Annotated in this window: 22 protein-coding genes and 2 pseudogenes; 13 read left to right on the forward strand and 11 right to left on the reverse strand. The window is 74.2% G+C overall.

Annotation, left to right across the window (positions count from 1 at the left end):
* Positions 1-36: 36 nt before the first annotated feature.
* From RMN57_RS33405 to RMN57_RS33415, 3 genes are all read right to left on the reverse strand, one after another.
* Positions 37-672 (reverse strand): uridine kinase, encoded by a 636-nt coding sequence (locus tag RMN57_RS33405; RefSeq protein WP_313767030.1) that lies wholly within the window; start codon positions 670-672, stop codon positions 37-39.
* A 158-nt stretch (positions 673-830) separates the two neighbouring features.
* Entirely contained in the window at positions 831-2,144 is a 1,314-nt protein-coding gene (locus RMN57_RS33410) for a PQQ-binding-like beta-propeller repeat protein (RefSeq protein ID WP_313767031.1), read from the reverse strand.
* Positions 2,145-2,296: 152 nt separating this feature from the next.
* A complete protein-coding gene (locus tag RMN57_RS33415; protein ID WP_313767032.1) occupies positions 2,297-2,629 on the reverse strand; it encodes a DUF4326 domain-containing protein in 333 nt (110 codons plus the stop codon).
* Positions 2,630-2,722: 93 nt separating this feature from the next.
* On the opposite strand from RMN57_RS33415, the gene RMN57_RS33420 reads away from it, so the two are divergent.
* A complete protein-coding gene (locus tag RMN57_RS33420) occupies positions 2,723-5,284 on the forward strand; it encodes a SpoIIE family protein phosphatase (RefSeq protein ID WP_313767033.1) in 2,562 nt (853 codons plus the stop codon).
* A 112-nt stretch (positions 5,285-5,396) separates the two neighbouring features.
* Here the strand turns inward: RMN57_RS33420 and RMN57_RS33425 are convergent, their stop codons facing one another.
* The 3 genes from RMN57_RS33425 to RMN57_RS33435 all read right to left on the reverse strand — a co-directional run bounded on the left by RMN57_RS33425 (position 5,397) and on the right by RMN57_RS33435 (position 7,105).
* On the reverse strand, positions 5,397-5,807 hold the full coding sequence (locus tag RMN57_RS33425) for a peptidoglycan-binding domain-containing protein (RefSeq protein ID WP_313767034.1): 411 nt from the start codon (positions 5,805-5,807) through the stop codon (positions 5,397-5,399).
* Positions 5,808-6,039: 232 nt separating this feature from the next.
* On the reverse strand, positions 6,040-6,456 hold the full coding sequence (locus tag RMN57_RS33430) for a peptidoglycan-binding domain-containing protein (protein ID WP_313767035.1): 417 nt from the start codon (positions 6,454-6,456) through the stop codon (positions 6,040-6,042).
* Positions 6,457-6,682: 226 nt separating this feature from the next.
* Entirely contained in the window at positions 6,683-7,105 is a 423-nt protein-coding gene (locus tag RMN57_RS33435; RefSeq protein WP_313767036.1) for a peptidoglycan-binding domain-containing protein, read from the reverse strand.
* Positions 7,106-7,417: 312 nt separating this feature from the next.
* On the opposite strand from RMN57_RS33435, the gene RMN57_RS33440 reads away from it, so the two are divergent.
* On the forward strand, positions 7,418-9,118 hold the full coding sequence (locus RMN57_RS33440) for a histidine kinase (protein WP_313767037.1): 1,701 nt from the start codon (positions 7,418-7,420) through the stop codon (positions 9,116-9,118).
* Positions 9,119-9,189: 71 nt separating this feature from the next.
* Here RMN57_RS33440 and RMN57_RS33445 read toward each other — a convergent pair whose 3' ends face one another.
* Positions 9,190-9,576, reverse strand: a complete 387-nt coding sequence (locus tag RMN57_RS33445; protein WP_313767038.1) for a hypothetical protein — start codon at positions 9,574-9,576, stop codon at positions 9,190-9,192.
* 223 nt (positions 9,577-9,799) lie between these two features.
* Between RMN57_RS33445 and RMN57_RS33450 the strand changes: the two genes are divergently transcribed.
* The gene (locus RMN57_RS33450; RefSeq protein WP_313767039.1) at positions 9,800-10,468 is read left to right on the forward strand and encodes a response regulator transcription factor; all 669 of its coding nucleotides are present in this window, start codon (positions 9,800-9,802) and stop codon (positions 10,466-10,468) included.
* A 72-nt stretch (positions 10,469-10,540) separates the two neighbouring features.
* Here RMN57_RS33450 and RMN57_RS33455 read toward each other — a convergent pair whose 3' ends face one another.
* Complete coding sequence (locus RMN57_RS33455) at positions 10,541-10,972, reverse strand: Lrp/AsnC family transcriptional regulator (RefSeq protein WP_313767040.1); 432 nt, start codon at positions 10,970-10,972, stop codon at positions 10,541-10,543.
* Between the two features lie 70 nt (positions 10,973-11,042).
* Between RMN57_RS33455 and RMN57_RS33460 the strand changes: the two genes are divergently transcribed.
* The 5 genes from RMN57_RS33460 (at position 11,043) to RMN57_RS33480 (ending at position 16,095) form a co-directional block, all read left to right on the forward strand.
* A complete protein-coding gene (locus tag RMN57_RS33460; protein ID WP_313767041.1) occupies positions 11,043-11,705 on the forward strand; it encodes a lysine transporter LysE in 663 nt (220 codons plus the stop codon).
* Between the two features lie 528 nt (positions 11,706-12,233).
* Complete coding sequence (locus tag RMN57_RS33465) at positions 12,234-13,034, forward strand: transglycosylase family protein (protein ID WP_313767042.1); 801 nt, start codon at positions 12,234-12,236, stop codon at positions 13,032-13,034.
* Positions 13,035-13,417: 383 nt separating this feature from the next.
* Positions 13,418-14,173: an SDR family NAD(P)-dependent oxidoreductase gene (locus RMN57_RS33470; protein WP_396327973.1), complete on the forward strand. Its 756-nt coding sequence runs from the start codon at positions 13,418-13,420 to the stop codon at positions 14,171-14,173.
* 268 nt (positions 14,174-14,441) lie between these two features.
* Positions 14,442-15,053, forward strand: a complete 612-nt coding sequence (locus tag RMN57_RS33475; protein ID WP_313767043.1) for a TIGR03086 family metal-binding protein — start codon at positions 14,442-14,444, stop codon at positions 15,051-15,053.
* Between the two features lie 268 nt (positions 15,054-15,321).
* Positions 15,322-16,095, forward strand: coding sequence for a hypothetical protein (locus RMN57_RS33480; RefSeq protein WP_313767044.1), 774 nt, complete (start codon positions 15,322-15,324; stop codon positions 16,093-16,095).
* A gap of 216 nt (positions 16,096-16,311) precedes the next feature.
* Here RMN57_RS33480 and RMN57_RS33485 read toward each other — a convergent pair whose 3' ends face one another.
* Entirely contained in the window at positions 16,312-16,770 is a 459-nt protein-coding gene (locus tag RMN57_RS33485) for a 2Fe-2S iron-sulfur cluster-binding protein (RefSeq protein WP_313767045.1), read from the reverse strand.
* Positions 16,771-16,787: 17 nt separating this feature from the next.
* Positions 16,788-18,845, reverse strand: coding sequence for a molybdopterin cofactor-binding domain-containing protein (locus RMN57_RS33490; protein WP_313767046.1), 2,058 nt, complete (start codon positions 18,843-18,845; stop codon positions 16,788-16,790).
* Positions 18,846-19,680: 835 nt separating this feature from the next.
* On the opposite strand from RMN57_RS33490, the gene RMN57_RS33495 reads away from it, so the two are divergent.
* The 3 genes from RMN57_RS33495 to RMN57_RS33505 all read left to right on the forward strand — a co-directional run bounded on the left by RMN57_RS33495 (position 19,681) and on the right by RMN57_RS33505 (position 23,778).
* A complete protein-coding gene (locus RMN57_RS33495) occupies positions 19,681-20,991 on the forward strand; it encodes an MFS transporter (protein WP_313767047.1) in 1,311 nt (436 codons plus the stop codon).
* Between the two features lie 270 nt (positions 20,992-21,261).
* Positions 21,262-22,854 (forward strand): alpha/beta hydrolase, encoded by a 1,593-nt coding sequence (locus tag RMN57_RS33500; RefSeq protein ID WP_313767048.1) that lies wholly within the window; start codon positions 21,262-21,264, stop codon positions 22,852-22,854.
* A gap of 231 nt (positions 22,855-23,085) precedes the next feature.
* Positions 23,086-23,778, forward strand: a complete 693-nt coding sequence (locus RMN57_RS33505; protein WP_313767049.1) for an O-methyltransferase — start codon at positions 23,086-23,088, stop codon at positions 23,776-23,778.
* Between the two features lie 31 nt (positions 23,779-23,809).
* On the opposite strand, the pseudogene RMN57_RS33510 reads toward RMN57_RS33505, so the two are convergent.
* Positions 23,810-24,061, reverse strand: a pseudogene (locus tag RMN57_RS33510) (oxidoreductase C-terminal domain-containing protein); the annotation flags it as partial.
* Positions 24,062-24,702: 641 nt separating this feature from the next.
* Between RMN57_RS33510 and RMN57_RS33520 the strand changes: the two are divergent.
* Positions 24,703-24,885: pseudogene (locus RMN57_RS33520) on the forward strand (glutathione-dependent formaldehyde dehydrogenase); the annotation flags it as partial.
* Positions 24,886-25,268: 383 nt separating this feature from the next.
* On the forward strand, positions 25,269-26,720 hold the full coding sequence (locus tag RMN57_RS33525) for an ATP-binding protein (RefSeq protein WP_313767050.1): 1,452 nt from the start codon (positions 25,269-25,271) through the stop codon (positions 26,718-26,720).
* The last annotated feature ends 43 nt before the right edge of the window (positions 26,721-26,763 follow it).

A 26,763-nucleotide genomic window follows, 5' to 3' on the forward strand; every position in this document is an offset into this window, starting at 1 on the left:
GTCCACCGGCGGGACGGCGGCGGGGCAGGGCGGACCCTAAGGCTCCTCGACCAGGGCCGGGTGGCGGGGGTCGTCGACCCGGACGGTGACGTCGGCCGCCTCGGCCGGGCCGGTCTCGGCCTCGTAGCGGGCGAAGGCGGGGAGCGTCCACTGCTCCTGCGGCGCCGTGCGGCGGGCCAGCGCGGCCGGGGTGAGCGCCAGGTGGACGGTCAGCTCGAACGGCAGCCAGCGCCCGAGCAGCAGCGCGCCGTCCAGCAACAGCACGCCGCCCGGCGGCAGTTCGAGGTAGGGCGCGCGGGTCGAGCGGTCGGTCACCGGGTCGCGCAGGGACGGCAGGACGCGGCCGGTGCCGCCGGGGTCCAGCGGGGCGAGGACTTCGCGGAGCAGGGCGCCGTCGTCGAGCCAGAGGTCGTGGAAGGCGTCCGCGTCCTGCTTGCCGTACTCCAACCGGACCGAGGCCGGGCGGAGGAAGTCCGCGGCCGACACCCGCAGCGCGGGGCGACCGCGCAGCCGCAGCGGCTCCACCAGTGCGTCCGCGAGCGCCCCGGGCCGGGCGGCGGCGGCGCCGTCCACGGCCACGCGCTGCCACGGGCCGTCCGCTCCGGGCAGGGCGGTGATGCGGTCGGCGAGCAGCTCGGCCAGCCGGTCGGGCGAGATCGGGTGTACCTGCACCCGCCCATCCTGCCCGGCCCCCGGCCGGTGCGGGGCTGCGGGGGGCGATCCGTCGAGGTGCGGTCCGGTGCGAGCGGCCAGGCGCGGCCAGGCGCGGCCAGGCGCGTTCGAGCGGCTCGGAGCCGCTCAGTGCCGTACGAGAGCCGGATCAGGGCCGCTCAGGCGAACGGGAGGGCGTGCAGCACGTCGTCGTGGCCGGCGTAGAGCCGGTGGTCGTCGGCGGCGAGCGACCAGACGTCCACGCCCGGGCCCGAGTCGCGGAACGTCCACCGCTCCTCCCCGGTGGCGGCGTCGAGCGCGCGGACGCCCGCGGCGGCCGGGCCGGGGACGAGGAGGAGCCCGCCCGCCACCAGCGGTCGGCTGCGCCGGTCCAGCCGGAACGGCAGCGTGACCCCCCAGATCCGCTCTCCGGTGGCGAGGGAGTGGGCGGTCACCAGACCGGTGTCGCGCGGGACGAAGACGGTGCCGCCGGAGGTCACCGGCGGCAGGCAGCGGCTCGCATCGGCGGGCTCGGGCTCGACCGACCAGTGCGGCGTCCCGTCGGCCACCCGCAGTGCCCGGATCCCGCCGGGGTGCCGCGGGACGTAGACGTGCTGCTCGTCGGCCACCGCCCAGCCCAGGCCGACCTCCGTGGGCACCTCCCACAGCCGCCGGCCGGTGGCCGTCTCCATCAGGACGAGCCGGCCGCCGCCGGCCGAGGTGTCCAGGAGGGGGATTCGGCCGCCGGCCGGGGTGGCCGGGGAGAACGGCCGTTCGCTGCCGGTCGAGGCCCGGGACCAGAGCACCGCCCGGTCCGGGTAGCGCACGGCGAACAGGTTGCCGGCCCCCGTGAAGGGCCGGGATTCGGCCCGGCCGAAGACGATGTCGCCGTCGGTGCCGAACAGGGTCGCGCTGGTGCCCAGCTCCTCGGTCAGCGGCAGGCTCCACTCGGCGGCCGGCTCGGTGAGGTGGCGGGAGTCCAGGTGGCCCGGCGAGGCGGTGAACAGGCGGTCGCCGGAGACGACCACCCGCAGCCCGGGCAGGTCGGTGTCGCTCGGCCAGTCGGACCGGGGCGCGTCGACGGCCAGCGTGCGCAGCACCGAGCCGGTGGCGGGGTCGAGCACCTGCAGGCCGGAGCGGGAGAGGAACAGCGGGCGCGCGGGGCGGTCGCCGAGCCGCTCGGGCGTCATCCCCTCGGGCCCGCGGTACGTCCAGAGCGGCGCCGGACCGCTGAGCCGGGTCGGCTGCGGCTTCGGCGCCGGATCGGGGGCGTCGCCGCCCGAGCGGCCGAACGCCCAGGCCGCCGCGCCGGCCGCGAGGAGCCCGGCCCCGCCCAGCAGCAGCCGCCGCCGGCCGAGCCACGGAGCCCCGTCGTCCCCGCGGCCACCGCCGATCACGTCGGCCGGCGCCTCCGGCGCTCCCTCGGCGTCGCCGTCCCACTGCCAGGAGGCGGCCTCGGCCGCGTCGCTCCGCCCGGACGCCGGGTGCTGCATCTCCGTACTCGATTCCCCCTGGGCAGCCGCTGTGCTGCACGTTCCGAGGGAGGATATCCGAGCGGCGACCGGTCGTTCGCAGGCGCCCGGGGCCGCCGGCCCGGGACGACTCCCCGGACGGCGCCCCGGACGAGTCCCCGGACGGCCTGCGGTTACGCCCCCTGCGGGGGGTGGTCGGCGAGGTCGGCGAGGACGTCGGCGTGGCAGGGGAGGGGCACGCACCAGCAGCCCAGGCGGTGGCCGCGCAGCCCGGGGACGAGGGTGAGCAGCTCGGGGCGGTCGAGCAGGTACGCGCGGTAGCGGACGAGCATCTCCTCGCGGGTGAGGTCCGGGCCGGGCCGCCACGGGGAGTGCAGCGGGGACTCGGCCAGGTGCCAGCCGCCGCGGTGCATGGCGCGGCCGACGTACACCACGTCGGAGTAGTCCGGGTCGTCGCGGTGGCCCTTGAGGTTGACCACCGTGGTGGGGCCGGGGGTGGGCGGCATGCCCACCATGCTGGCGCAGCCGGGGCCGGTGGGCACCCCGGGGCGGCCGGGGCTCGTCTTGACAGTCCCTTGACCCCGGCGTAGCAAGAGAGGATGCGCCAGGGTGTGCCGGCGGACCGGTCCGGTCCGCAGCCGACCGCTAGTGCCCGGGCGACGCGTCCCGACCCGCGCCGTCCGCGGCAGAGCGACGCCGCCGCCCGGGCTGCCCACGAGCGGGACGCCCTGCTCGCCACGGCCGTCCGCAACGCGCTCGAAAGCACCGGTGCCTACGGCGCCCTGGTCTACCTGCGCTCGCGCGACCGCCGCTCGCTGGTGCTCTGCACCATCGCGGGCGTGCCGCTCTCGCTGATGAGCGCGTTCCGCCGGATCGCCGCCGTCGGCCCGATGCCGGTGGCGGTGTGCTACCGCACCGGGCGGACGGTCACGCTGTCCGACACCGAGGACACCATGCGGCGCTTCCCGCAGCTGGCCGTCGGCCTGCCGTACGACTACGCGTCCGCCTGCGTGCCGGTCCGCGCGGGCGAGGAACGGTACGGGGTGGTGAGCGCACTCTGGCCCTCCTCCGACGAGGGGGTGCCGGAGGAGGCCCGGCTGCACCTGCGGAAGGTGGCCGACCGGCTGGCCGCCGGACTGGCGGAGCTGGAGGAGGCCGGGTACCCGGTCGAGCCCAACGGCGACACCGCGGTGGTCGAGCTGGCGCCCCCGGGGCCGCCCACCACCCGGGTCGGGCTCTTCGACTGGAACGTGGCCACCGGGGCGATCTCCGCCGACGACCAGTTCTGCGAGATCCTCGGCCTCGATCCCGCCGAGTTCGACGGCCGGGCGGCCAGCCTGACCACCCGGATCGCCCCCGGCGACCTGCCCGAGTTCCGCGCCGCCGCCCGGGCCGCGCTCGACCGCGGCCGGATGCTGGCCGCCCGGGTCCGGGTGCTGGACCGCGACGGCCACCCCTACCCCGTCGAGCTCTGGGCCCGCGTCCCCGAGGGCGTTCCCGACGGGCGCGCCCACCTCGTCGGCGCCGTCCTGGACACCCGCACCGGCACCGCCGCCGCGGCCGCGGTCGAGCGGCTGCACGACGGCGTCTTCTCGCTCGACCCCGACGGCCGGATCACCTACGCCAACCGCAGCGTCGAGCTGCTGCTGCACGCCCGCCGGGAGGACCTGGTCGGCCACCACCCCTGGGAGGCGCTGCCCTGGCTGTCCGACCCGGTCTACGAGAACCGCTACCGGGCCGCCATGCTCTCCCAGCAGCCCACCGCCTTCCTGGCGGCCCGCCCGCCGGACGACTGGTTCGCCTTCTCGCTCTACCCGGACGCGCACGGCGTCACCGGCCGGGTGGTCGCCGCCGAGCCGCCGCCCGGCCGCGCCGGCAAGCCGACCGAGCCCGAGCCCGACCTCGGCGCCCGCCCCGACGTGGGCGGCATGTACCACCTGCTGCAGCTCGCCAGCGCGCTCAGCGAGGCCGTCACCGTCCGCGAGGTCTGCCGCGCCGTCGAGGACCAGATCCTGCCGGCCTTCGGCGGCCAGGAGCTCGCCATCTACGCCGTCCGCGACAAGCGGCTGCACCTGATCTCGCAGAGCGGCTACCCCGACGGGTTCCTGGACCGCTTCGAGGGCACCCCGACCGGTGCCCGGGTGCCCGGCGCCGAGACGCTCAGTACCGGAGCGCCGATCTTCTTCGAGGACGTCCGCGCCCTCGCCGCCGCCTACCCCGGGATCGCCCTCGACGAGATGGGCGCCTGGGCCTTCCTGCCGCTGATCGCCTCCGGGCACCCGGTCGGCAGCTGCATCATCGGCTTCGACGAGCCCCGCGCGTTCACCGTGGAGGAGCGCGGCCTGCTCACCGGCCTCGGCGGGTTCATCGCCCAGGCGCTGGAGCGCGCCCGGCTCTACGACGCCGAGTTCACCCTCGCCCGCGGCCTGCAGCAGGCCCTGCTGCCGCACCGGCTGCCCGTCCTGGAGGACGTCCGGATCGCCGCCCGCTACCTGCCCGGCACCCAGGGCATGGAGATCGGCGGCGACTGGTACGACGCCATCGTCACCGGTCGCGACCTCACCCTGGTCATCGGCGACGTCGAGGGCCACAGCGTCGGCGCCGCCGCCACCATGGGCCAGCTGCGCAGCGCCGTCCGCGCCTTCGCCACCAGCGGGCACGCGCCGGACGAGGTCCTGGTGCGCACCAACCTGCTGCTGCTCGACCTCGACCCGGGCCTGCTCGCCAGCTGCTGCCTGATCCGGCTCACCCCGGGCGACGGCAGCGCCCTGGTCGCCCGCGCCGGTCACCTGCCGCCGGTGGTGCGCCACCCCGACGGCACCACCGAGGCGTTGTACGTGGAGGGCGGGCCGCTGCTCGGCATCGACCACCTGGCCGAGTACCCGGTCAGCGACCTGAAGCTGGCCCGCGGATCGTTGCTCGCCCTCTACACGGACGGGCTGGTCGAGGACCCGTCGATCGCGATCGACCAGGGCGTGGACCGGCTGCGGCTCGCGCTCGGGGAGCTCGTGGCGCGCGCGGCGGAGGGCGATCCGGCGGACGGGGAGCTGGACCGGATGGCGGAGCGGCTGCTGCGCGAGGTGGGTTCCACGGAGCGGGTGGACGACGTCGCGCTGATGCTCACGGCGTACGGGCGGATCCCGGGGGACCGGCGGTCCTGAGGCGGGCCGGGTTCGCGGTGTGCGCACACCGCGAACCCGGCCCCCGTGCTGCGGTGCCGTGACGGCGTCACGCCGTCACGGCCTCATCCGGCGTTCCGGACCGGGCCGAGGGTCAGTGAGGGATCTTCTCGGGGCACTTGTCGGTGAAGAGCCACTTGACCCTGCCGTCGTAGTCCCCGGGGTTCACCACGCCGGCGTCGAAGAACGTGACCTGGTAGAGCCTGCCGCCGGTGGCGGAGTCGAACACGCCGGTCTGCGGCAGCGGGTTCTGGCCGAAGAGCCGGAGCGACTGGAACTTGGCGACGGCGTTGGCGGTGGCCTGGTCGTAGGTGCCGCTGACCGTGAGGCCGGCACTGATCTCGAGGTTGAGACCCTGCTGGATGCAGGTGACGGCCGGGCCGGTGTCGCCCAGCTTGACGGTGGTCGGCACGGTCGCGGCGCCGGCGGAGCCGACGGTCAGGGCGAGGGCGGCGCCTGCACCGGCGGTGAGGGTGGCGGCGCGAAGAGCCCAGGGCTTGCGCATGGGTTGATTCTCCTTGTTGTCAAAGGAAGTTGTTCCAGGGATGTGCTCGGTGTCGGGCCCGACGGGTTCAATCCTGCGTCCACAAACAGGCGGAGGGGTCTCTTCCGGGGCCGACTGACCACAAGTTGACGACTTGTGAAGACATGCGGAACGGTCCTTGCACGGGGCGGACGCATCGAGCCCTCCCCGCGGGGTGCGGGGAGGGCTCACGGACCTACGGGCGATCCGCCGGTCAGCGGGGGAGGCGGGGGATCAGGGTGGGGCAGCTGCTGACGAGCCAGTCCCTCCGAGCGGTGTTGTCCCCTCGGTTGAGGAGCATGAAGTCGTACCACACGGTCCAGTAGAGCTTGTTCCCGGTGGCGGCGTCGACGATGCCGGTCGCCGGCAGCTGGTTGAGGTCGTCGTAGCGGAGCGGCTGGAACTTGGCGACGGCGTCGGCGGTGGCCTGGTCGTAGCTGCCGCTGACCGCCAGGCCCGAATTGAACGAGTAGTTCAGCGCCTGCTGGATGCAGGTGACGGCCGGGCCGGTGTCGCCGAGCTTGACGGTGGTCGGCGCGGTGGCGGCGCCGGCGGAGCCGACGGTCAGGGCGAGGGCGGCGCCTGCACCGGCGGTGAGGGTGGCGGCGCGAAGGGCCCAGGGCTTGCGCATAAGTAGATTCTCCTCGTGAGTCGTCTCAAGGTTGTGCTCGGTGTCGGGCCCGACGGGTTCAATCCTGCGTCCACCAACGAGCGGAGGGTTCTCTTCCGGGGCTGCTTGACCGCAAGTTGACAACTTGTGAACGTGTGGGGGACGCGACTCCTCGCCGGGGGCGGACGCATCGAGCCCTCCCCGCGGGATGCGGGGATGGCTTGCGGACCTACGGGCGATCCGCCGGTCAGCGGGGGAGGCGGGGGATCAGGGTGGGGCAGCTGCCGCTGATCCAGGCCCTCCGGCCGGTGTTGTCCCCGGGGTTGACGAGCATGAAGTCGTACCACACGGTCTGGTAGAGCTTGTCCCCGGTGGCGGCGTCGACGATGCCGGTCGCCGGCAGCTGGCTGTTCTTGATGAACACGTGGTTCAGCGGCTGGAACTTGGCGACGGCGTCGGCGGTGGCCTGGTCGTAGCTGCCGCTGACCGCGAGGCCGGAACTGATCGAGTAGTTCAGCGCCTGCTGGATGCAGGTGACGGCCGGGCCGGTGTCGCCGAGCTTGACGGTGGTCGGCGCGGTGGCGGCACCGGCGGAGCCGACGGTCAGGGCGAGGGCGGCGCCTGCACCGGCGGTGAGGGTGGCGGCGCGAAGGGCCCAGGGCTTGCGCATGGGTTGATTCTCCTTGTTGTCAAAGGAAGTTGTTCCAGGGATGTGCTCGGTGTCGGGCCCGACGGGTTCAATCCTGCGTCCACCAACGAGCGGAGGATTCTCCTCCGGGGCCGGTCGACAGGAAGTGGTCAGACCGCGGCACGGTGTCGGCCGGATCGACCGGATCACGCGTCCGCGCGGGCGCGGCGGGAGGCGGGAGAGGGACGACGCCGCCGGACCGGGCCCGGGCGATCCTGCACGCGACTTTCGTCGGGGGTCGGTCGCGACGAAGGGTGGAGGCGCCCGGGCTGACCGCTTCGCTAGCCTCGACGGGTGGATGCACTGGTAAGGGCCTGGTCGAAGGCGGTACGGACGGCACTCCCCGGTCCCTGGCGGATCGGGCTGGTGGTGCGCGAGGTCGGCTGCGCGTTGGTGCTGGGCGCCCTCGCGACGCTCCTGGACTACGCCGGCAGGACCGAGTACTACCTGGCCTTCGGGCCCGTCGTCGCGCTGCTCTTCCTGCTCCGGCGCGGCCTGCCCTCGACCGTCCTGGTGCTGACCGCGGCGGTGGCCGGTGCGGGCGCCGGACCGCTGCCGCTGCTGGTCTGCGCCGGCTGGTCGGCCGGTGCCCGGATCAAGCGGGTCGGCGTGCTGATCGGCTCGTTCACCGCCGGATTCCTGCTGATCGCCGGCACCGGCATCGTCAAGGACGCCGGCTCGGTGCCGCTCAAGGCGCTGGCCGGGCTCTCGCTGGGCGCCTACCTGCTGCTCGCGGTGCTGCCCGGACTCTGGGGCCGCTACCGGGCGCAGCGCCGGGCGCTGACGGACGCGCTGCGCGAGCGCAACGAGCAACTGCTGCGCGAGCGCGCCATGGTGGCCCACCAGGCCCGGCTGCGCGAGCGGCACCGGATCGCCCAGGACATGCACGACAGCCTCGGCCACCAGCTCGCCCTGATCTCCGTCCACTCCGGCGCGCTCGAAGTCGACCGCACTCTCACCGACCGGCAGCGGGAGGCGGTCGGCGTGCTGCGGCTGGCGGCCGTCGCCGCGATGCGGGAGCTGCGCGACGTGGTCGGCGTGCTGCACGACGAGTCCACCGCCGTGCCGACCGCGCAGGGCCCCGGCCCGGGGCTCGGCTGTGCGGGCCGCGGTGGCGTGGAGGGGATCGCGGAGCTGGTCGAGTCCTCCCGCGCGGCCGGCACGGACGTGGCCCTCGGCCAGGACGGTGAGCGGCGTGAGCTGACCGCCAGCGTCGGCCAGGCCGCGTACCGGATCGTCCAGGAGGCGCTCACCAATGCGCACAAGCACGCGCCCGGCGCCCCGATCACCGTCGCCCTGCGCTACGAGCCGGACGCCCTGGTGGTGGAGGTCGCCAACCCGCCCGCGCCCGAGCCGGTCGGCGCGCGGGTGGGCGGCGGCACGGCGGTGGTCAGCGGCGGCCAGGGGCTGACCGGCCTGCGCGAGCGGGCCCGGCTGGTCGGCGGCATGGTGCACGCCGGGCCGACCGCGGAGGCGGGCTTCCGGCTCGCCGCCCTGCTGCCGTACGACGGGTCGGGCGGCGCCGGCGACGGGTCGGGCGCCGGCCCGGCAGCCGCGGGTGGGGCGGTCGGCGTCGAGGACTGGATAGTGGACGGGCTGCCGCCCGTGGGCGGTGGCTCGGGGGAGCAGCGTCGGCGCAGTCCCGCGATCGGCTGCGCGGTGGGCGGGGTGCTCGTCGTGCTCACCGTGCTGGGCCTGCTGGTCTGGGGGGCGATCGCCTTCATCCAGGCCTTCGACGAGTCGAGTGTGAAGGGCTCGCTCTACGACTCCATCGAGGTCGGGAGCGCAGAGGCCGACGTCCTGCACCGGCTGCCCTCGGGGAACGGCTTCTTCACCAAGGACTACGAGCGCCTCGGCCCGACCCCGCCCGCCGGTTCCCACTGCCGCCACTTCATCGCCGCCGAATCGAACGGGAACTGGGGTGACGACAGCGTGATCCGGTTCTGCTTCAAGGACGGCGTCCTGGTGGAGAAGCAGCACTTCCCGACCGAGTGACCCAGGGCGTCACCGGACGGGGGCCGGCTGCGGTCGTCGCGCCTCGAACGCCGACCGCGGTGGCTCCGCACTCAGCGCCTCGGCATGCCGCCATGGGGGCTGTTGACCACCAGCGGCAGCGAGCCCTCGGCGAGGTAGAAGTGATCCGGGAAGTACTCGACGTGGAGATGGCCTCCGTCCTCGGCGCAGGCCATGCCGCGCAGGTTCTCCGCGAGCACCGCTCGCGCGGCGGCGTCACCGCTGATCACGAGCAGATGCCGCTCGGAGTCGTACTGGAGGAGCACTCCGGGGCCTGAGGTCGTCCTGACCTCCACCCCCGCGAGGGCGTCGCCGTTCGGCGCGCCCGTGGCCGCGAGCAGCCCGGCGCCCTGAGCGACGGCGTCGGCCAGCCGGCTCAGCTCTTCTGCCGACGCCCTGAGGTCCACTTCGCCGTACACGGGGTCACGGTCGAGCATCATGGGAGGACTCCTTCGAGGTCGGACTTCCGAGTACTGCGGTGGCTGATTGTCGATCACCGGTCGATGCGGCCTCAAGGCGGTTTCGGGGCTCTGGTTCATGGACGCCGGAGCGTCGCCGGGGTGGTGCGGGGTGGTGCGGGGAGGGCGGGCGAGGCGGCGATCCGGGAGATGTGAGGATGGTGCCGAGCAGTGCGATCCGCACCACCGAGGGGGATGACCAGCCGTGATCCGAGTCCTCGTCGCCGACGACGAGCCACTCATCCGGGCCGGGATCAGGATGATCCTGTCCTCCGCCGACGACATCGACGTGGTCGCCGAGGCCGCCGACGGCCGGCAGGCCGTGGACCTCGCACTGGCGCACCGGGTGGACGTCGTCCTGCTGGACATCCAGATGCCGGTGATGGACGGCCTCACCGCGCTCGGCGAACTGCGCCGGGCGGTCCCCGGCGCGCGGGCCCTGATCCTCACCACCTTCGGGGAGCGCGACAACGTCCTGCGCGCCGTGACCGAGGGCGGCGCCGGCTTCCTGCTCAAGGACACCGCGCCGGCGGAGCTGATCCAGGCCGTCCGGGCGGCGGCCACCGGGAACGCCTTCCTCTCGCCCGCCGCCACCCGGCACATCGTGGACTCGCTGGCCGGCGGCCGCAGCGGCCCGGCCGTGGCGCGCGGTGCGGCGGCCCGGCGGCGGCTGGAGGTGCTGACCGAGCGGGAGCTGGAGGTCCTGGCGCTGCTGGGCGAGGGGCTGTCCAACGCGGACGCCGGAGCCCGGATCCACATGAGTGAGGCGACGGTGAAGACGTACGTGAGCCGGATCCTGGCCAAGCTCGGCTGTGAGAACCGGGTGCAGGCGGCGCTGCTGGCGCGGGACGCCGGGCTGGGCGGCGGGGTGTGAGGGGCCCCGGCTCCGGCCCGGCTCCGGCCGTAGCTCCGGCCCCGGCTCCGGCCTTCGGTCCTCGCCGACGGCTCAGCGCGAGGCGATCCGCAGGGCGATGCGGGTGTTGGAGTGGGCGACGCCCGCCTCGTGCTTGAGCCGGCGCAGCAGTTGGTCGAGCCCGGCGGCGTCGGTGACCCGGGCCCGCAGCACGTAGTCGTACTCGCCCGTGACGTGGGCGGTCTCGGTGACGCCGGGCAGCCGCAGGGCGAGCGCCTCGAAGTCATCGCTGTCCACGTCCGGGCGCAGCCGGACGTCGATGAAGACGGTCAGGCCCGGTCGGGTGGCGTCGGCGCGCGGGTCGACCAGCGTAGTGAAGCCGCGGATCACGCCGGTGCGGAGCAGCCGGCGGACGCGGTCGGCGGCCGCGTTGGCGCTCAGGCCCACCCGGGCCCCGAGGTCGCGGTAGGAGATCCGCGCATCCGCGCGCAGTTCGCCGAGGATTTCTCTGTCGAGGTCGTCCATACCGCGATTATCGCGGTGTGGGCCGGAATCAGGCCGTGCTTCCCGTGGCCGGTGCGCGACCGTGGCGCCCATGGTGAACGGGATGGGCACGGCGGCGCTGGCGGGCGTCGGAGCGGGGTTGGGCGTGGCGGTGCCGCTGGGGGCGGTCGGGGTGCTGCTGCTGGAGGAGGGGCGGCGCGGGCGCGCGGCGGCGGTGAGTGCGGCGTGTGCGGTGGCTTTCGTCGACATGGCCTACGCGGCGCTCGCCACCGCGCTCGGTTCGCGGCTCGCATCGATTCTCTCGGGGTGGGAGGGGTGGGCTCGGGCCGCTGCGGCGGTGGTGCTGGTGCTGGTGGCGGTCCGGGGACTGCTGGGGCTGCGCCGCGAGCCGGCGGCGGACCCGCCGGCGGGTCCGAGGGACGCCGGGGCGGCCGTCGTGGCCCCCGCCGGGCCCGGCCGGGTCTTCCTGCGGTTCGCGGCCCTGACGGCCGTGAACCCGACCACCGCGCTCTACTTCGCCGCCCTGGTCACGGGCGGCGGCGGCGGCGCCCTGTCCGGTGGCTCGTACGGCGCCGCGACCGGGGCCGCCTTCGTGGCGGGCGTCCTGGCCGCCTCGCTGACGTGGCAACAACTGCTCGCGGCGGTGGGCGTTTCGCTCGGGGCGCGGCTCTCGCCGCGGGTGCGCCGGGTCACCTACTGCGTCGGATACGGACTGGTGGTGTACTACGCAGTGCGCACGGCATGGACACGGTGAGTCACCGATGTGGCGCAGGTCACTTCGCGGTCGCGCGGAACCGGGAACTCCGATGAAATTGGTGACGGGTCGTCACATCTCGCTCGCTCTGGGTTGACGGATTGGTGGATCCGACGAATGGACAGATGTGAGCGAGGGCACGGAAATTGACCATTTGATCTTGAAAGTACGGTCAAACCCATCCATTTCGGATGGGGTTTCATGATCCGTACCGCCGGTAACGGTCAACTGACCTGGGACCTCTAAGAACTGCTTGAAGCCGTGCCGGGAGGGCCCTTAGCTTCATTGGCGGTGCAACGAGCACCACCCGGGTTCACCCCCGATGCACAGCCCGCCGACTGACCCCCGGCGCGAGGGCGGTGCCTACCGACGTGGCCGGCTCCAACAGGCCGTCGGCGAGCGGGGGTGGCCGGGGCGGCACGGCACGTCGGACACGTGCGTGGCCGCCCATCGAGCGAGGTGAGCGCGACAGGCCCTGCCGAGGGTCTGGTTCCGCCTGCCTGCCCGGGGTTTGCCGAGAGGACTTTCGTGGATCTCCGTCACGAGAACGCCGCTGCCACCACCACCAACACCACCGACACCACCGCCGGGAAGCGCCGCAGCCGTGCCCGACTCGCGCTGGTCGGAGGGGCCGTCGCGGCCCTTCCGGTGGCCGGCCTCGTCACGGCCACCTCGGCCTCCGCCGCGCCCACCTCGGCCTGGGACGCCGTCGCCCAGTGCGAGAGCGGGGGCAACTGGAGCATCAGCACCGGCAACGGCTTCTACGGCGGACTGCAGTTCACCCCGTCCACCTGGGCCGCGTACGGCGGCACCGCGTACGCGCCGCAGGCCAACCAGGCGACCAGGGCGCAGCAGATCTCGGTCGCCGAGAAGGTCCTGGCCTCGCAGGGCCCGGGCGCCTGGCCCGTCTGCTCGAAGAAGGCCGGCCTGAGCAAGGGCGGCGCCCCGGCCGCCGTCGACACCTCGGCCCCGGCGGCCAAGCCCGCCCAGCAGCCGGCCCCGCAGAAGGCCGCGCCGCAGCCGGCCAAGCCCGCCCAGAAGTCGGTGCCGCAGAAGGCCGCGCCGCAGCCGGCCAAGCCCGCCCAGAAGCCGGCGCCGCAGAAGTTCGACTCCCGGCCGGCCAAGCCGCAGGACGCGGCCAAGGCGAAGCCCGCCGGCCCGGGCACCAACGCCCCGTCGGCCGGCAGCTACACCGTCAAGAGCGGTGACACCCTGAGCGACATCGCGGCCAAGTTCGGCACGGACACCGCCACCCTGTACGCCAAGAACACCAGGACGATCGGCGCCGACCCCGACCTCATCTTCCCGGGCCAGGCCCTGAGCCTCTGACGGCTCGCCCGCCCGCACCGAGCGGCCGCCCCTCCCGGAGGGGGTGGCCGCTCCGGCGCACCCGGCGGGCTCTGCGCACCCGGCGGGCTCTGCGTGTCGCGTGCCCTGCGCGTCGCGGGCTCGCCCGCGGAGGGCCGCTTCGCCGCCCGCGTCGATCCGGCTTCGGCGCGGTGGCCGGACGGGTCGAGCGCCGCGCGCCCGGTGCTGACGTCGTCTCGGACGGCCGGCGATGGGCTCGTACTGCCGTCCGGTGACCGGTGGGGAGGAGGGTGCTCACCGGATTGTTGAACGTTGAACTCGATGTCCGAATACCGCCGGATCCGCGGGGCGCCAAGGCCGAGGATCGAGTCATGTCCGAGAACGAGACGAGGAGTTCGAACGATATGACGATGACCAAGCTCGCGAAGCTCGACGGCAAGGTGGCCCTGGTGACCGGCGGCAGCCGGGGGATGGGCGCGGCGACGGCGCTGCGGCTCGCCGAGGACGGCGCCGATGTCGTGGTGACCTACCTGGGCAGCGCCGAGCGGGCCGAGGAGATCGCGCAGAAGATCACGGCGATGGGCCGGCGCGGCTGGGCGGTCCGCGCGGACAGCGCCGACCCGCAGGAGGTCCGCAACGTGGTGGCGGCCGTGGCCGAGCGCTTCGGTCGGCTCGACATCCTGGTGAACAACGCCGGCGTCGGTGCGGTCGGCCCGATCGAGGACGTGGCGCTGGAGGACGTGGACCGGGTGCTGGAGGTCAACGTCCGGGCCCCGTACCTCTTCGCCCAGGCCGCCGTGGCCCACCTCGGCGAGGGCGGCCGCATCATCACCATCGGCAGCTGCCTCGCGAACCGCGTCGCCTTCGCCGGCGCCACGCTGTACGCGGCGAGCAAGGCCGCGACGGTCGGGCTCACCAAGGGGCTGGCCCGCGAGCTCGGCCCGCGCGGCATCACCGTCAACGTGATCCACCCGGGGCCGATCGACACCGACATGAACCCGGCGGACGGCCCCGGAGCCGACTTCCAGCGCGGGCTGACCGCCCTCGGGGAGTTCGGCTCCGCCGCGGACGTCGCCGCGACCGTCGCCCACCTCGCGGGTGAGGACGGCCGGTACATCACGGGTGCCGAGATCGCCGTGGACGGCGGCGTCGTGGCCTGACCCGGCTGCCGCGGGCGCACCACCGCGCCGGCCCGGGCACCCGGGCCGGCGCGCGACCCGCGCGGGGTGCGCGACCGGCCGGCACGCGCCCCGAGTGGGGAGACGCGACCGGCCGGCGCGCGACCGGTCGAACGACGCGTGCGTCACCCGGCCGAAGGGCGGATGACTCGACCGGCCCGGCGCGGTGTTGCGCCGGGCCGGTTGTCGGTGCGCCCGTTTACGATCGGCCGGTCCGCTCACCTGACCGAACCACCGAGAGGCGCCTCCCATGACCGGAAGCGGGAACCCGAGCTCCGACCCGATCGAGCTGCTCGCCCGGGCCCTCGCGCAGACCGCCGGTCTGATCGACGGCGTCGGCACCGAGCTGGCCGGCCACCCCACGCCGTGCCGGTCCTGGGACGTCGGCGACCTCATCAGCCACCTCGTCTTCGATCTGCGCCAGTTCACCGTCCGGGCGAACGGCGGCAACCCGGACTGGTCGCTGTCCTTCGAGCGGATCGAGGACGACTGGCTGCACGTCTTCGAGGCCGGTGCCGAGGAGCTGGTCGCCGCCTGGCGCGGCGCGGGTGACCTGGACGGGGTGATCGAGCTGCCGGGCGGTGCCGAGGTGCCGGCCCGCTTCCCACTGGACCAGCAGATCGCCGAGTTCGCCGTCCACGGCTGGGACCTCGCGCACGCCACCGGCCAGTCCACCGAGGGCCTGGACCACGAGGCGGCCCGGGCCTCGCTGGCCTGGGCCCGGGCCGCGCTGCGCCCGGAGTTCCGGGGGAGCGAGGAGGAGAACCACGCCTTCGGTCCGGAGGTGGCCGTCGCCGAGGACGCTCCGCTCTACGACCGGCTGGCCGCGTTCTTCGGTCGGGACCCGCAGGGCAAGTGGTAGGAGGTCCTTCGTCGGGGCTCGCCCCGGGGCTCACGCGGCGCCCGCTCGGCGCCCGACCGGGCGCGTCGGCGCGGGGCGCCGAGATCGAACGGGCTTGCCATCAGCGGCGCCGAAATCGGACATTCTTGTGACAATGCATCAGTTCATTGGCCAATCAGACTGATTGGCTGAATGTCGTCCGCCCCTTTGCCAGCATGTCCTCGCCCGGATGTCGCCGACCGGCCCCCTGGTGGTCGGCGGCACTATGTGACCTGGACGGAGAGAACTGATGCGAGGCAACCGCGTGGTCCGGCTGGCGCTCGGCTTGTCGGCGGCCCTGATGGCCACGGCGTGCGGGAGCTCGGGGACGGCCGACGGCAAGGCGGCCGCAGGCAGCCCGCCGGCGACGGCTGCGGCCGCTGCTCCCGGATCTGCGTCGGCCGCGCCCGCCGGCGCGCAACCGCCCGCCGGCGCGCAACCGCCCGCGCCCGCGAGGGTGCTCGACGCGGCGCAGCTCAAGGCCGCCGTCCTCGCCACCGGCGACCTGCCCGGCTACACCGCGATGGAGTGGCCCGCCGAGACCGGCAAGAGCGAGCCGCTCCCCACCACCCCGCAGGACTGCCAGCCGGTGGAGAACATCCGTACCGGGAAGATCAGGCCGGCGGCCTCGGCCAAGGCCGCCGGCAGCGTGATGTCGGCCGACGCGGGCAGCCCCGGCGCCGGCGTCGGCATCCTCCTCAACGGCTTCGACGGCGACGGTGCGAAGCAGGTGCTGTCGGCGCTGAAGACCGCGTTGAAGAGCTGTACCCACTACGAGGGCGGCGTCCCCAGGCCGGCCACGGTCGCGGCGCTGCCGGTGCCCGCCCTCGGGGACGAGGCGGTCTCCTACACCCTGGCCTACGGCGGCAACACGCAGGAGGTGACGGTCGTCCGCCAGGGGGCGGTGGTCGCCGTGTTCGCCCCGGGCAGTCTGTCGGGCGGTGGCAAGGGCGGCCCGGCGGTGAAGGTGCCGCAGGAGGTGGTCGCGCGCCAGTTGGAGAAGCTCCGCAAGGCGGCCGGCTGACACCCGCTCACCGGCCCGCGGCCGACACCCGACCGGGCCCGGCCCGCGGCCGACACCCGACCGGGCCCGGCCCGCACGCGGAGCCGGTCCACCGGTCGCGGTCCTGGCGGGAGTCGGACTCGACGGCCCGCCCCGCTCCGGCCGCCCGACGGCCGGAGCGGGGCGCGCCACCCGGAGGCCCGGGGCGGCCCCGCCCGGCGCCCCGGACGGTGCGTCCTACGCCGTCCGGGTGGCCGCCTGCTTGATGGCCTCGCGGATCCGGGGGTAGGTGCCACAGCGGCAGATGTTCTGGATCTGGTCGATATCGGCGTCGGTCGGGGCCGGGTTGCGGCGGAGCAGGGCGACCGCGGTCATGATCTGGCCCGGCTGGCAGAAGCCGCACTGGGCGACGTCACAGGCGAGCCAGGCCTCCTGGACGGGGTGCAGGGTGTCGCCGTCGGCGAGGCCCTCGATGGTGGTGACCTGCCGGCCGGCGCAGTCCTTGACCGCCACCGTGCAGGGCTGGAACTCCGCGCCGTCCAGGTGGCTGGTGCAGGCGCGGCAGACGCCCACCCCGCAGCCGTACTTGGGGCCGGTGACGCCGAGCTTGTCGCGCAGGACCCAGAGCAGGGGCATGTCGTCCGGGGCCTCGACGGTGACCGGCTGCCCGTTGAGGACGAAGGTGTGGCTGGGCATGGGGAGGTCGGGGCCCTTCAGAAGTCGATCGGGAAGGAGCGCGGGCTGGTGCCGGTCGCGCGGGCGTAGGCGTTGGCGACCGCGGCGGAGGCGGCCGGGACGCCCAACTCCCCTGCACCTCCCGGTGATCCGGTCGGCGGCAGCAGGTGGATCTCGACCGACGGCGGGCTCTGCCGCTGCCGGGCGTAGCGGAAGTCGGCGTAGCTGCCCTCACGGACGGCGCCGTGGTCGATGTGGATGCCGGCCTGCAGCACGACCGAGATGCCGTCGATCAGTGCGCCGGTCAACTGGGCTTCCAGGCCCCGGGGGTTGACCACCCGGCCGACGTCGGCGGCGACCACCGCGCGGGTGACTCGCGGCTGCTTCGGGTCGGTGGCGTCCAGCTCGACCAGGTAGGCGACCCGGCTGCCGTGCTCGTCGTGGTAGCCGATGCCCTGGGCCTGGCCGGGGGGCATCGGGCGGCCCCAACGGCCCGCCTCGGCGGCCTTGTCGAGCACGGCCCGGGCGGCGGCGCCGCGCAGGCGGGCCCGGCGGAAGGCGACCGGGTCCTGGCCGAGGCGGCGGGCGAGTTCGTCCATCATGATCTCGTCGGCGACCCGGACGGTGCCGGAGTAGACCGAGCGCCAGCTGCCGGTGGGCACCTCCAGCGGCACCTCGGCCAGCAGCTGGGTCGGGATGCCGACGTCGTAGGGGTTCTTCTCGCTGAGGAGGAAGAAGGCCTGGGCGAGGCTGAGCCCGGCGACCGAGAGGTTGAAGCCGGCGGCGGTGAGCGCCTCGCCGAGGCCGTGCCGGAAGTCGGTGGCCACCGTCGCGGCCCGGTGCTCGTAGGTGAGCACCTGGCCGAGGGCGTGGGTGGCGCGGATCCGGTGGTGGCTGGCGGGGCGCATCCGGCCGTGGCGCATGTCGTCGTTGCGGGTCCACATCAGCTTGACCGGGCGGCCGGCCGCCCGGGAGACCTGGGCGGCCTCCAGGGCGGCGTCGAAGAAGAGCCGGCGGCCGAACGAGCCGCCGCCGCGCACCACGTGGACGGTGACGGCGTCCTGCGGCAGGCCGAGTTCGGCGGCGATGGTCTGCTGGGCGACGATCGGGGTCTGCGCGGCGAACCAGAGTTCGGCGCGGCCGGGGCGCACGTCGGCGACGGCCGTCAGCACCTCCATCGGCGCGTGGTTGACGAAGGCGAAGTCGAACTCCGCGTCCACGTACTGGGTGAGCAGCGGCGGGATGAGGAACGGCGCGTGCGCGGCGCGCAGCCTCGCCTTGATGTCGGCGGTGGACAGGGCGGCGACCGGGCCCGGGTTCCAGGTGGTGAGCAGGGCGTCGCGGGCCTTGAGCGCCTGGTCGAAGGTCTCGGCGAGCACGGCGACGCCGGTGGGGATCCGGACCACACCGAGGACGCCGGGCATGGCGCGGGCGACGGACGCGTCCAGCGACTTGAGGGTGCCGTTGAGGGTGGTGGGGCGGGCGACCACGCAGGGCACGGCGCCGGGGACGGTGAGGTCGCCGGCGTACTTGGCCTTGCCGGTGACGATGTCGCGGGCGTCGATCCGGCCGGTCGGCCGGCCCACCAGACGCTGCTGGTCGGGGGACTTGGGGGTGGCGGGGACGGCCGGGACGGCCACCTTGGCGGCGTCCGCGGCGAGTTCGCCGTAGCTGGCCCGGCGGCCGTCGGGGGCGAGGACGGCGGAGTCGGCGGTGCGCAGGCTGTCCGCGGGCAGCGACCAGCGGCGGGCGGCGGCGGTGACCAGCCGGGCACGGGCGGCGGCGGCCGCGGCCCGGACCGGGTCGTACAGCGAGCGGACCGAGTTGGAGGCGCCGGTGAGCTGGTTGAAGAGCAGGTCCGGGCGGCCGTCGGAGAGCGGGACGTCGACGTCGGCGAGCCGGGCGTCGAGCTCGTCGGCGACCAGCACGGCGATCGCGGTGGTGAGGCCCTGGCCGACCTCCAGGCGCGGCACGTGCAGTGCGGCGCGGCCGTCGGAGGTCACCTCCAGCACCAGCAGGTGCGAGGTCGGCAGGCCGGCCAGGATCAGTGCGTCGCCGAGGTCGATGACATCGGGGATGCCGGGCAGTCCCAGCAACTGCGGTGGAGAGGAAGCCCGTTCGGCGGCGGTGCGGCCGGTGGCGGCGGGGACGGCGGCTCGGGCGGAGGCGGGCGCGGCGGCGTCCAGGCCGGCCCGGGCGGCGACGGTGAGGGTGGGCGCGGCCAGCAGGTACGTCAGGAAGCGGCGCCGGCCGGGGCGCGGTGACTCCGGTGCGGCGGATCCGCTGCCGGAGGAGGCGGGGGCGCCCGGAGTGGAGGGGGTCTGCGGCGTGCCGGCCGTGGCCGCGCGGCTGGGGGCGTCGGTGGGTGCGACGGGGGTGCTGATGGGAGGAGTCCTTCGAGCCGGTGACGGCTCCGGCCGGGCGGGCCGGGGGGCGGCCCCGGCCCCGGTGCCGGATCGCGAACGCGGATGAGCATAGGAGCGGGCAAGGGGCCGGTCAACACCGTCACTTCGGGCCGGACCGGACCTCCGGCGGGCCGGATGGGGCGGACACGGACGGCACGGGGCGGGCCCGGGTGCCTGCGCCACCGCCGTCCGGGTGGCGGCCCGTCCGCGTGCGGACGACAGTTCGGGCCGCGCCCGACCGTGCGGCGGGCGCCGGTCGGGCACGCTTGCGCAGGGCCTGCGGGCGCTGCTCCTGCGGGCCGCCGGACCCCGCTCGCGCCGGCCGCCGGACACCGCTCGCGCCAGCCGCCGGACCCCGCTCGCGCGGGCCGTCGGACTTGCCGAAGTGGCCCATGATCTCGGGCTTTGGCTGGACCTGTCCGGTGGTCCACTGCTCTCCTATGATCGAACCTGCCAGTCAGGAACCAGTGAGGAATGTTCCCGTGAGGAACTGTCGGCCCCGGGGGCCGCGGCATCGAGGAGTCCAGTGTCGCCCGTACGTCCCATCCCGCCCGCAGGTCCGCAACGCACGCTGGCCGTCGCCCAGTTGATCGGCTCCATCGGTGACGGCGCCTACTACACCTGCTCCGCGCTGTACTTCACCCGCGTGATCGGCATGTCCCCCACCCGGCTGGGTGTCGGCCTCGCTATCGCCTGGGCGATCGGCTCGGTGGCCGGCGTCCCGCTGGGCCACCTGGCCGACCGGCGCGGACCGCGCGGCACCGCCGTCCTGCTCGCCCTGACCACCGGCACGGTGGTCGCCTCCTTCCTGGCGATCCGCTCCTTCTGGCCGTTCCTGCTCGCCGTCAGCCTGTACGCCACCGCGCAGTCCGGCCTGACCGCCGCCCGGCAGGCGCTGATCGCCGGCCTGGTCCCGCGGGCGGAGCGGACGGCGCTGCTGGCCCGGCTGCAGTCGACGCTCAACGCGGGCCTCGCCCTCGGTGCAGCGCTCGGCGGCGTCGTCCTGAGCAGCGGCAGCCGCGCGGGGTACCTGGTCGCCTTCGCCGTCACGGCGGTGGGCTTCGTGGTGAGCGGGCTGATGCTGCTCCGGCTCCCCGCCCCCGCCCCGGCGCCCGCCGAACCGCGGCCGGCCGGCGGCGGACCGCGGGCCGAGCGGAAGCTCGCCGTGCTCTCGGACCGGCGCTACGCCGTCGTCACCCTGGTCAACACCGTGCTGCTGCTGCGGATGCCGCTGCTCAGCCTGGTGATCCCGCTCTGGATCGCGGCCCGGGCGGAGCGCCTCGGCTGGCTGGGACCGGCCCTGTTCGTCCTCAACACCGCCGGCGTGATGGCGTTCCAGGTCCGCACGGCGCGCGGCGTCACCGGGCTGCGTTCCGCCTCCCGCGCCGTCCGCGACGCCGGCGCCTTCCTGCTCGCCTCGTGCGCGGTGTTCGCCCTGACCGCGGCGGACGTTCCGCTCTGGGCGACGGCCGTGCTGATGGTGGCCGCGGCGACGCTGCAGCTGGTGGGTGAGATGAAGCAGTCCGCCGGCTCCTGGCAGATCGGCTTCGACCTGGCCCCCGCCCACCAGACCGGCCAGTACCAGGGGTTCTTCGGCTCGGGCGTGGCGGTCGCGCGCACCGTCGGACCGTTGCTGCTCACCACCCTGCTGCTGGAGTGGGGTGCGCCCGGGTGGTTGCTGCTGGGCGGGATCTTCCTGGCGGCCGGCTGTGCGATGGGGCCCGCGGTGCGTTGGGCGGAGCGCGACCGGCCGGACGCGGCACAGGCGGTGCCGGCGGCGGAGGTGGCGGTGGGAGCGACCGCGGAAGTGGTGGCGGGAGCGGCGGCGCGGGCCTGAAATCCGCCGACGCTCCTCGAAGACCCCCGCCCGTGGCGGGGGTCCGCCACGGCGGAGCCGCCGACAAGATGGCGATGGATCGTCACCCAATGCAAAAAGACCGTCAATTCATAGGTTGAGCAGCGAAAATGACGGGACACCGGCCTCCACGCGCCAGAATTCGCCGCTGCTGATGCTCTTCCCCTCCGGAACGAGCACTGCCAGGCTGGCCGGGTTTGCAGAACCGGAGGAGGTTTCGTGTCCCGCGTGTCACGCATGTCCACTGCGGCGTTGGCGATCGCCAGCGCGTTCGCCCTCGTCGCCGGCACCGCCGCCGCGGCGTCCGCCGCGCCCGATCCCGGCGCGGTCGCTTCGGCCGCCGAGGCCCGCGTCGAGCCGGTCGCCTGGACGCCGTGCAACCCCGACCCGACCAAGCCGGACCCGGGGATCTACGACTGCGCCGTCTATCCGGTGCCGCTGGACTACGACCACCCGTCCGGCGAGAAGATCGGCATCGCGATGATGCGCCGCCGCGCCGCCGACCCGGCCAAGCGGATCGGCTCGCTGTTCCTCAACCCCGGCGGCCCGGGCGGCAGCGGCTACCTCTGGGCGACCACCACCCGCTTCGGCAAGGACGTCCAGGACCGCTTCGACCTGGTCGGCTTCGACCCGCGCGGTGTCGCCCGCAGCAACCCGCTCAAGTGCTTCACCACCGACGAGGAGGCCGCCGCCGTCTTCGACCGGCAGGTCGGCGTGCCCGTCACCAAGGCGGAGGTCGACGCCACGCTCGACGCCACCGAGGACTACACCGACGCCTGCTCCCGCAACGCCGGCCCGCTCATCGAGCACATGTCCACCGAGAACGTCGTCCGCGACCTCGACCGGATGCGACGGGCCGTCGGCGACAAGCAGCTCAGCTACGCCGGCTTCTCCTACGGCACCCTGATCGGCGCCACCTACGCCGGCATGTACCCGGACAAGGTCCGCGCGGTGATCATCGACGGCAACGTCGACCCCAACCTGCGGCTGCACAACGGCCTGGAGTACGACCGGCAGCGCGCCGCCGGCTTCGAGCTCGCCCTGGACGAGTTCCTCAAGCGCTGCAAGGCGGCCGGCGCCCCGCGCTGCGCCTTCGGCGAGGGTGACACCCGGGCCAGGTTCGATGCGCTCCGCGACCACCTGCGCACCTCCCCGGTCACCCTGGCGGACGGCACCACGGTGACGCTCTCCAGCTTCACCAGTCAGGTCGCCAACGCCCTCTACGCGCAGAGCCGGCAGGCCCCGCTGGCCAAGTCGCTGCAGGCGCTGGACGACGCGATCGCGCAGCAGGGCGCCCCGTCGCTGGTCGCCCCGAAGGCCGTCAGCGACGACGCCAAGGCGCTGGCCGTGACCGTGCCGTCCGCCCTGCGCGAGGCTCTGCCGGAGACCCCGTACAGCGCCGACGACTCCTACTACGGCGTCAACTGCCAGGACAAGCCGTACCCGTCCAACCCGCGGGTGTTCGCCAACCTGGCCCGCGCCTGGGAGAAGGAGTCGCCGACCTTCGGCCGCTACCAGGCCTTCGACGCGCCGGCCTGTGCCAGCTGGCCGGCCCCCGCGCGTGACGCCGAGCGCTACTCCGGCCCGTGGAACCGCCGCACCGCCAACCCGGTCATGGTGATCGGCAACCTCTACGACCCGGCCACCCAGTACAAGTTCGCCGAGCGGATGCAGCGCCAGCTCGGCAGTGCCGTGCTGGTCACCGTCGACGTGGTCGAGCACTGCGCCGTCGGCCGCAGCGCGGCGCTGGGCAAGCTGGTCACCTCCTACCTGGTCGACCAGGCGGTGCCCGCGCCCGGCCAGGTGCTGAAGCCGGACACGGAGGCCTTCCCGCCGCTCTCCTGACACCGGCTCGGCGCAGCTCACCACAGCTCGCCACAGCTGACCGCAGCTCACCGCGAGGGCCCGCCCCGGGCGCACCACCCCGGGGCGGGCCCTCGCCGTCGTGCGCCGGACCTGGCCGGGCCGGCGTCCGGCCGGGCAGCGGCGGCCGGCCCGGGGGCGGTGTGCGGGATCGGCGGGACATCGGGTAGGTTCCCTATCGGAACCCAGTAAGTCTCGGAAAGGAACCCGATCGTGTCCGCAGAGACCCGCCGCCCGGACCCGCAGCAGACCTGGACCGCCGTCGACGGCTACTTCAACGGCCTGCTGGTCGAGGAGGACGCCGCCCTGCTGGCCGCCGTCGCCACCAGCGAGGCGGCCGGCCTGCCGCCGCACCAGGTCGCGCCCAACCAGGGCAAGCTGCTGTCCCTGCTCGCCCGGGTGCACGGCGCCCGCCGGATCCTGGAGATCGGCACCCTCGGCGGCTACAGCACCATCTGGCTGGCCCGGGCGCTGCCCGAGGGCGGACGCCTGGTGACCCTGGAGGCGGACGAGCGCTGCGCCGCCGTCGCCACGGACAACCTCGAACGCGCCGGGCTGGCCGACGTCGTGGAGGTGCGCACCGGCCCGGCCCTGGACACCCTGCCGCAGCTGGAGGCCGAGGGCGCCGAGCCGTTCGACCTCGTCTTCATCGACGCCGACAAGCCCGGCAACCCCGCGTACCTGGAGTGGGCGCTGCGGCTCACCCGGCCCGGCAGTCTGATCATCGGCGACAACGTGGTGCGCGACGGCGCGGTCACCGACGAACGGAGCACCGACCCGCGGGTGCAGGGCGTCCGCCGCTTCACCGAACTGATCGGCGCGCACCCGAGGTTGACCGCGACCGCCGTGCAGACGGTGGGGGAGAAGGGGTACGACGGCTTCGTCCTGGCCCTGGTCACGGACTGACCGGCCGGGCGGTCGGGCGAGCGGCCACCCGTCAGAGGTCGGTGAGCGGAACGTCCGGGTCGGCGAGGGCCTGCGGGTCCACCGTCCGCCCGGACCGGACCAGTTCGCGGATGGGGTCGGTGACGTCCCAGACGTTCACGTTCATCCCGGCCAGCACCCGCCCGCCGGCGAGCCAGAAGGCGATGAACTCCCGCGTGGCCCGGTCGCCGCGGAACACCACCTGCTCGTAGCCGCCGGGCTCGACGTAGCCCGTGTACTCCACGCCCAGGTCGTACTGGTCAGTCGAGTGGACATCTGAGCATGCCTCTTGACCTGCCGGTTTGTTCGACATGGGAGACTCGACCGATGCACCGCACAGTCCCGATGCCCGACATGGAAGAGGTTGACCTCTACCTGCGCAAGTCCAAGAGGATCCGCACGGAGGACCCGCGCGATCTTCTGTCCGTGCAGACCCAGGAGGAACTGGGCCGGGCATGGGCGGCCAAGAACGGGAAGCGGGTCCGGGAAGTCTGGGTGGACAACCTGTCGGCTTGGTCGGACGTGAAGCTGCCCGAGTTCGACAAGGCTGTGGCCGCCGTGCTGGCCGGAGACGTGCCGATCCTGTGGTGCGCATTCCTGGACCGCTTCACTCGCAAGGGGGCGGACGAGATCGTGCCCATCCTCGGCAAGGCCAGGGTCATCTTCGACTACGAAGGCCTGGACAGCTCGATTGAGCGCGACCGGCGGTGGATCATCGACCGGGCTGAGCAAGCGCGAGAGTTCTCGCAGCGTCTGAGCTTCAACCTGAGCGCCACCAAGGCCACGCAACGAAATGCGGGAAGTGGCTCGGCAGGCTGCCCTACGGCTTTGAGCTCGACGGAACGGACACGCGGAAGCTCAAGAACAGCGCGGACACATGGCGCTACGTGGAGCACGTCTTCGAGTCCGCCGGACGACCCGTACGTGCTGCTCTCGGACGTGCTGCCCACCACCTGGCAGGCGGTCGAGTACGCGGAGGTACCGCGCGGCGGCAGCGTGGCGGTGCTCGGCCTCGGCCCGATCGGGGACATGTGCACTCGCATCGCGGCCCACCGCGGGGCGGGCACCGTGATCGGTGTGGACCTGGTGCGGCGCGGCGGCCCCGGGCGTTGCTGAAGGAAGGCTGAAGACCTGCAGGCACCTTTAGCTGCCTGGCCCGGGGACCTGCCACCCTGGGGGTATGCGAGAACTGGTGGAGAGCGAAGAGAGGCCGGCCTTCACGCTACCGAGCGCCCGCGCCGGGGCCGGCACCACCACCCCTCGCGCGCCGCAAGAGCCCTCCGTGTGCGATCCCCGTGCCCGCCGTGCCGGTGGAGGCGTCTCCACACGCGGGATCCTCGGACACGTCCGCGCTGACGCCTCGCCGGGTGTGGGAGTCCACGCCAGCGCGGTGTGCCGATGGATCGGCACGCCGTCCGCGCGTGCAGCGGTGCGGGCTGCCCGCGGCGTCGGCTTCCATGTGGTGGCCGACCGTGGCTGACCGGACCCGCCCCGCCTCTCCGCGAGCACTCCGCCGTCGCACCGGTGCCGCACTGAACCGCCTCGCCCGGCACCCGCGCATCGCCCCCCTGATCGAGCGCCTCGCGCCGCGTTCCGTCCGTACCCGTACCACCCTCGCCGCCTGCGCCAGCGTCGCCGTCGTCCTGCTCGCCGCGTCCGCCGCCGTCCTCCTGCTGCTGCACGCCAACCTGGAGCGCACCGTTGAGACGGGCGCCCGTGAGCAGGCCCAAGCCATCGCCCGGCTCGCCACCGGCGGCCGCCTGACGACGCCCGTGCCACTCGACCACGGCACCGACTTCATCCAGGTCACCGACTCGACCGGCAAGGTCGTCGCCGCCAGCCAGAACCTCACCGGACACCCGGCCCTCGCCCCCGCGGGAATCGAGGACGGCCACACCACCTACGACCTCCGCGCCCTCGGCGACGAGCATCACCAACGCGTCACCACCCTCACCGCCGACACCCCCAACGGTCCCGTCACCATCCACGTCGGCGCGTCCCTTCGGACGGCCGACACCGCAGAGGACCTCACCACCGCCGCACTGGCCGCCCTCAGCGCCGTCCTGCTGGTCACCGTCGCCACGCTCACCTGGCGCGCAACGGGCCGCGCCCTGCGCCCGGTGGAGGCGATCCGCGCCGAGGTCGCCGCCATCGGGGACCGCGACCTCGACCGGCGCGTACCGGAGCCGCGCAGCGACGACGAGATCGCCCGCCTCGCGGGCACGATGAACGCCATGCTCGACCGTCTGGAGACCGCCGGCGCCCGCCAACGCCGCTTCATCGCCGACGCCTCCCACGAACTGCGCAGCCCCCTCACCGGCCTGCGAGCCCAGCTGGAGATCGCCCTCACCCACCCCGACCCCCAGGTGCGCGCCGGCCTCGTCGCGGGAGCACTGGAGGACACCGAACGCCTACAGTCCCTCGCCACCGACCTGCTGCTCCTCGCCCGTCTCGACGCCACCGGCAGCGACCGCCCGCACGAGCCGGTCGACCTCGCCGAACTCGTCCGCACCACCGTCGACGGCCGCGGTCCGCAGCCCCACCCCGTCGTGTTGCACACCTCGGACGGGATCACCGTCACCGGCAACCCCCTGTGGCTCGGACGGCTACTGACCAACCTCCTCGACAACGCCCAACGCCACGCGCGGCACCGCGTCGCCGTCCGGCTGTCCGGGGATGTCACTACCGGGCACGCGATCCTCGACGTGGCCAACGACGGCACCCCGATCGATCCTGCCGACCGGGAGCGGATCTTCGAACGGTTCACCCGCCTCGACGAAGCCCGCAGTCGTGACGACGGGGGCACAGGTCTGGGCCTGCCCATCGCCCGCGACATCGCCACCATCCACGGGGGCACGGTCACCGTCCAGGACACACCGGCCGGAACCACGTTCCGCACCCGCCTGCCAAGCGCCCGACTTTGATCTCTGTCTCCTTCGGAGTGCCGTCACACGGAGGTCCTGTCCG

The organism is Kitasatospora sp. CM 4170 (assembly GCF_032110285.1).
Lineage (GTDB): Bacteria > Actinomycetota > Actinomycetes > Streptomycetales > Streptomycetaceae > Kitasatospora > Kitasatospora aburaviensis.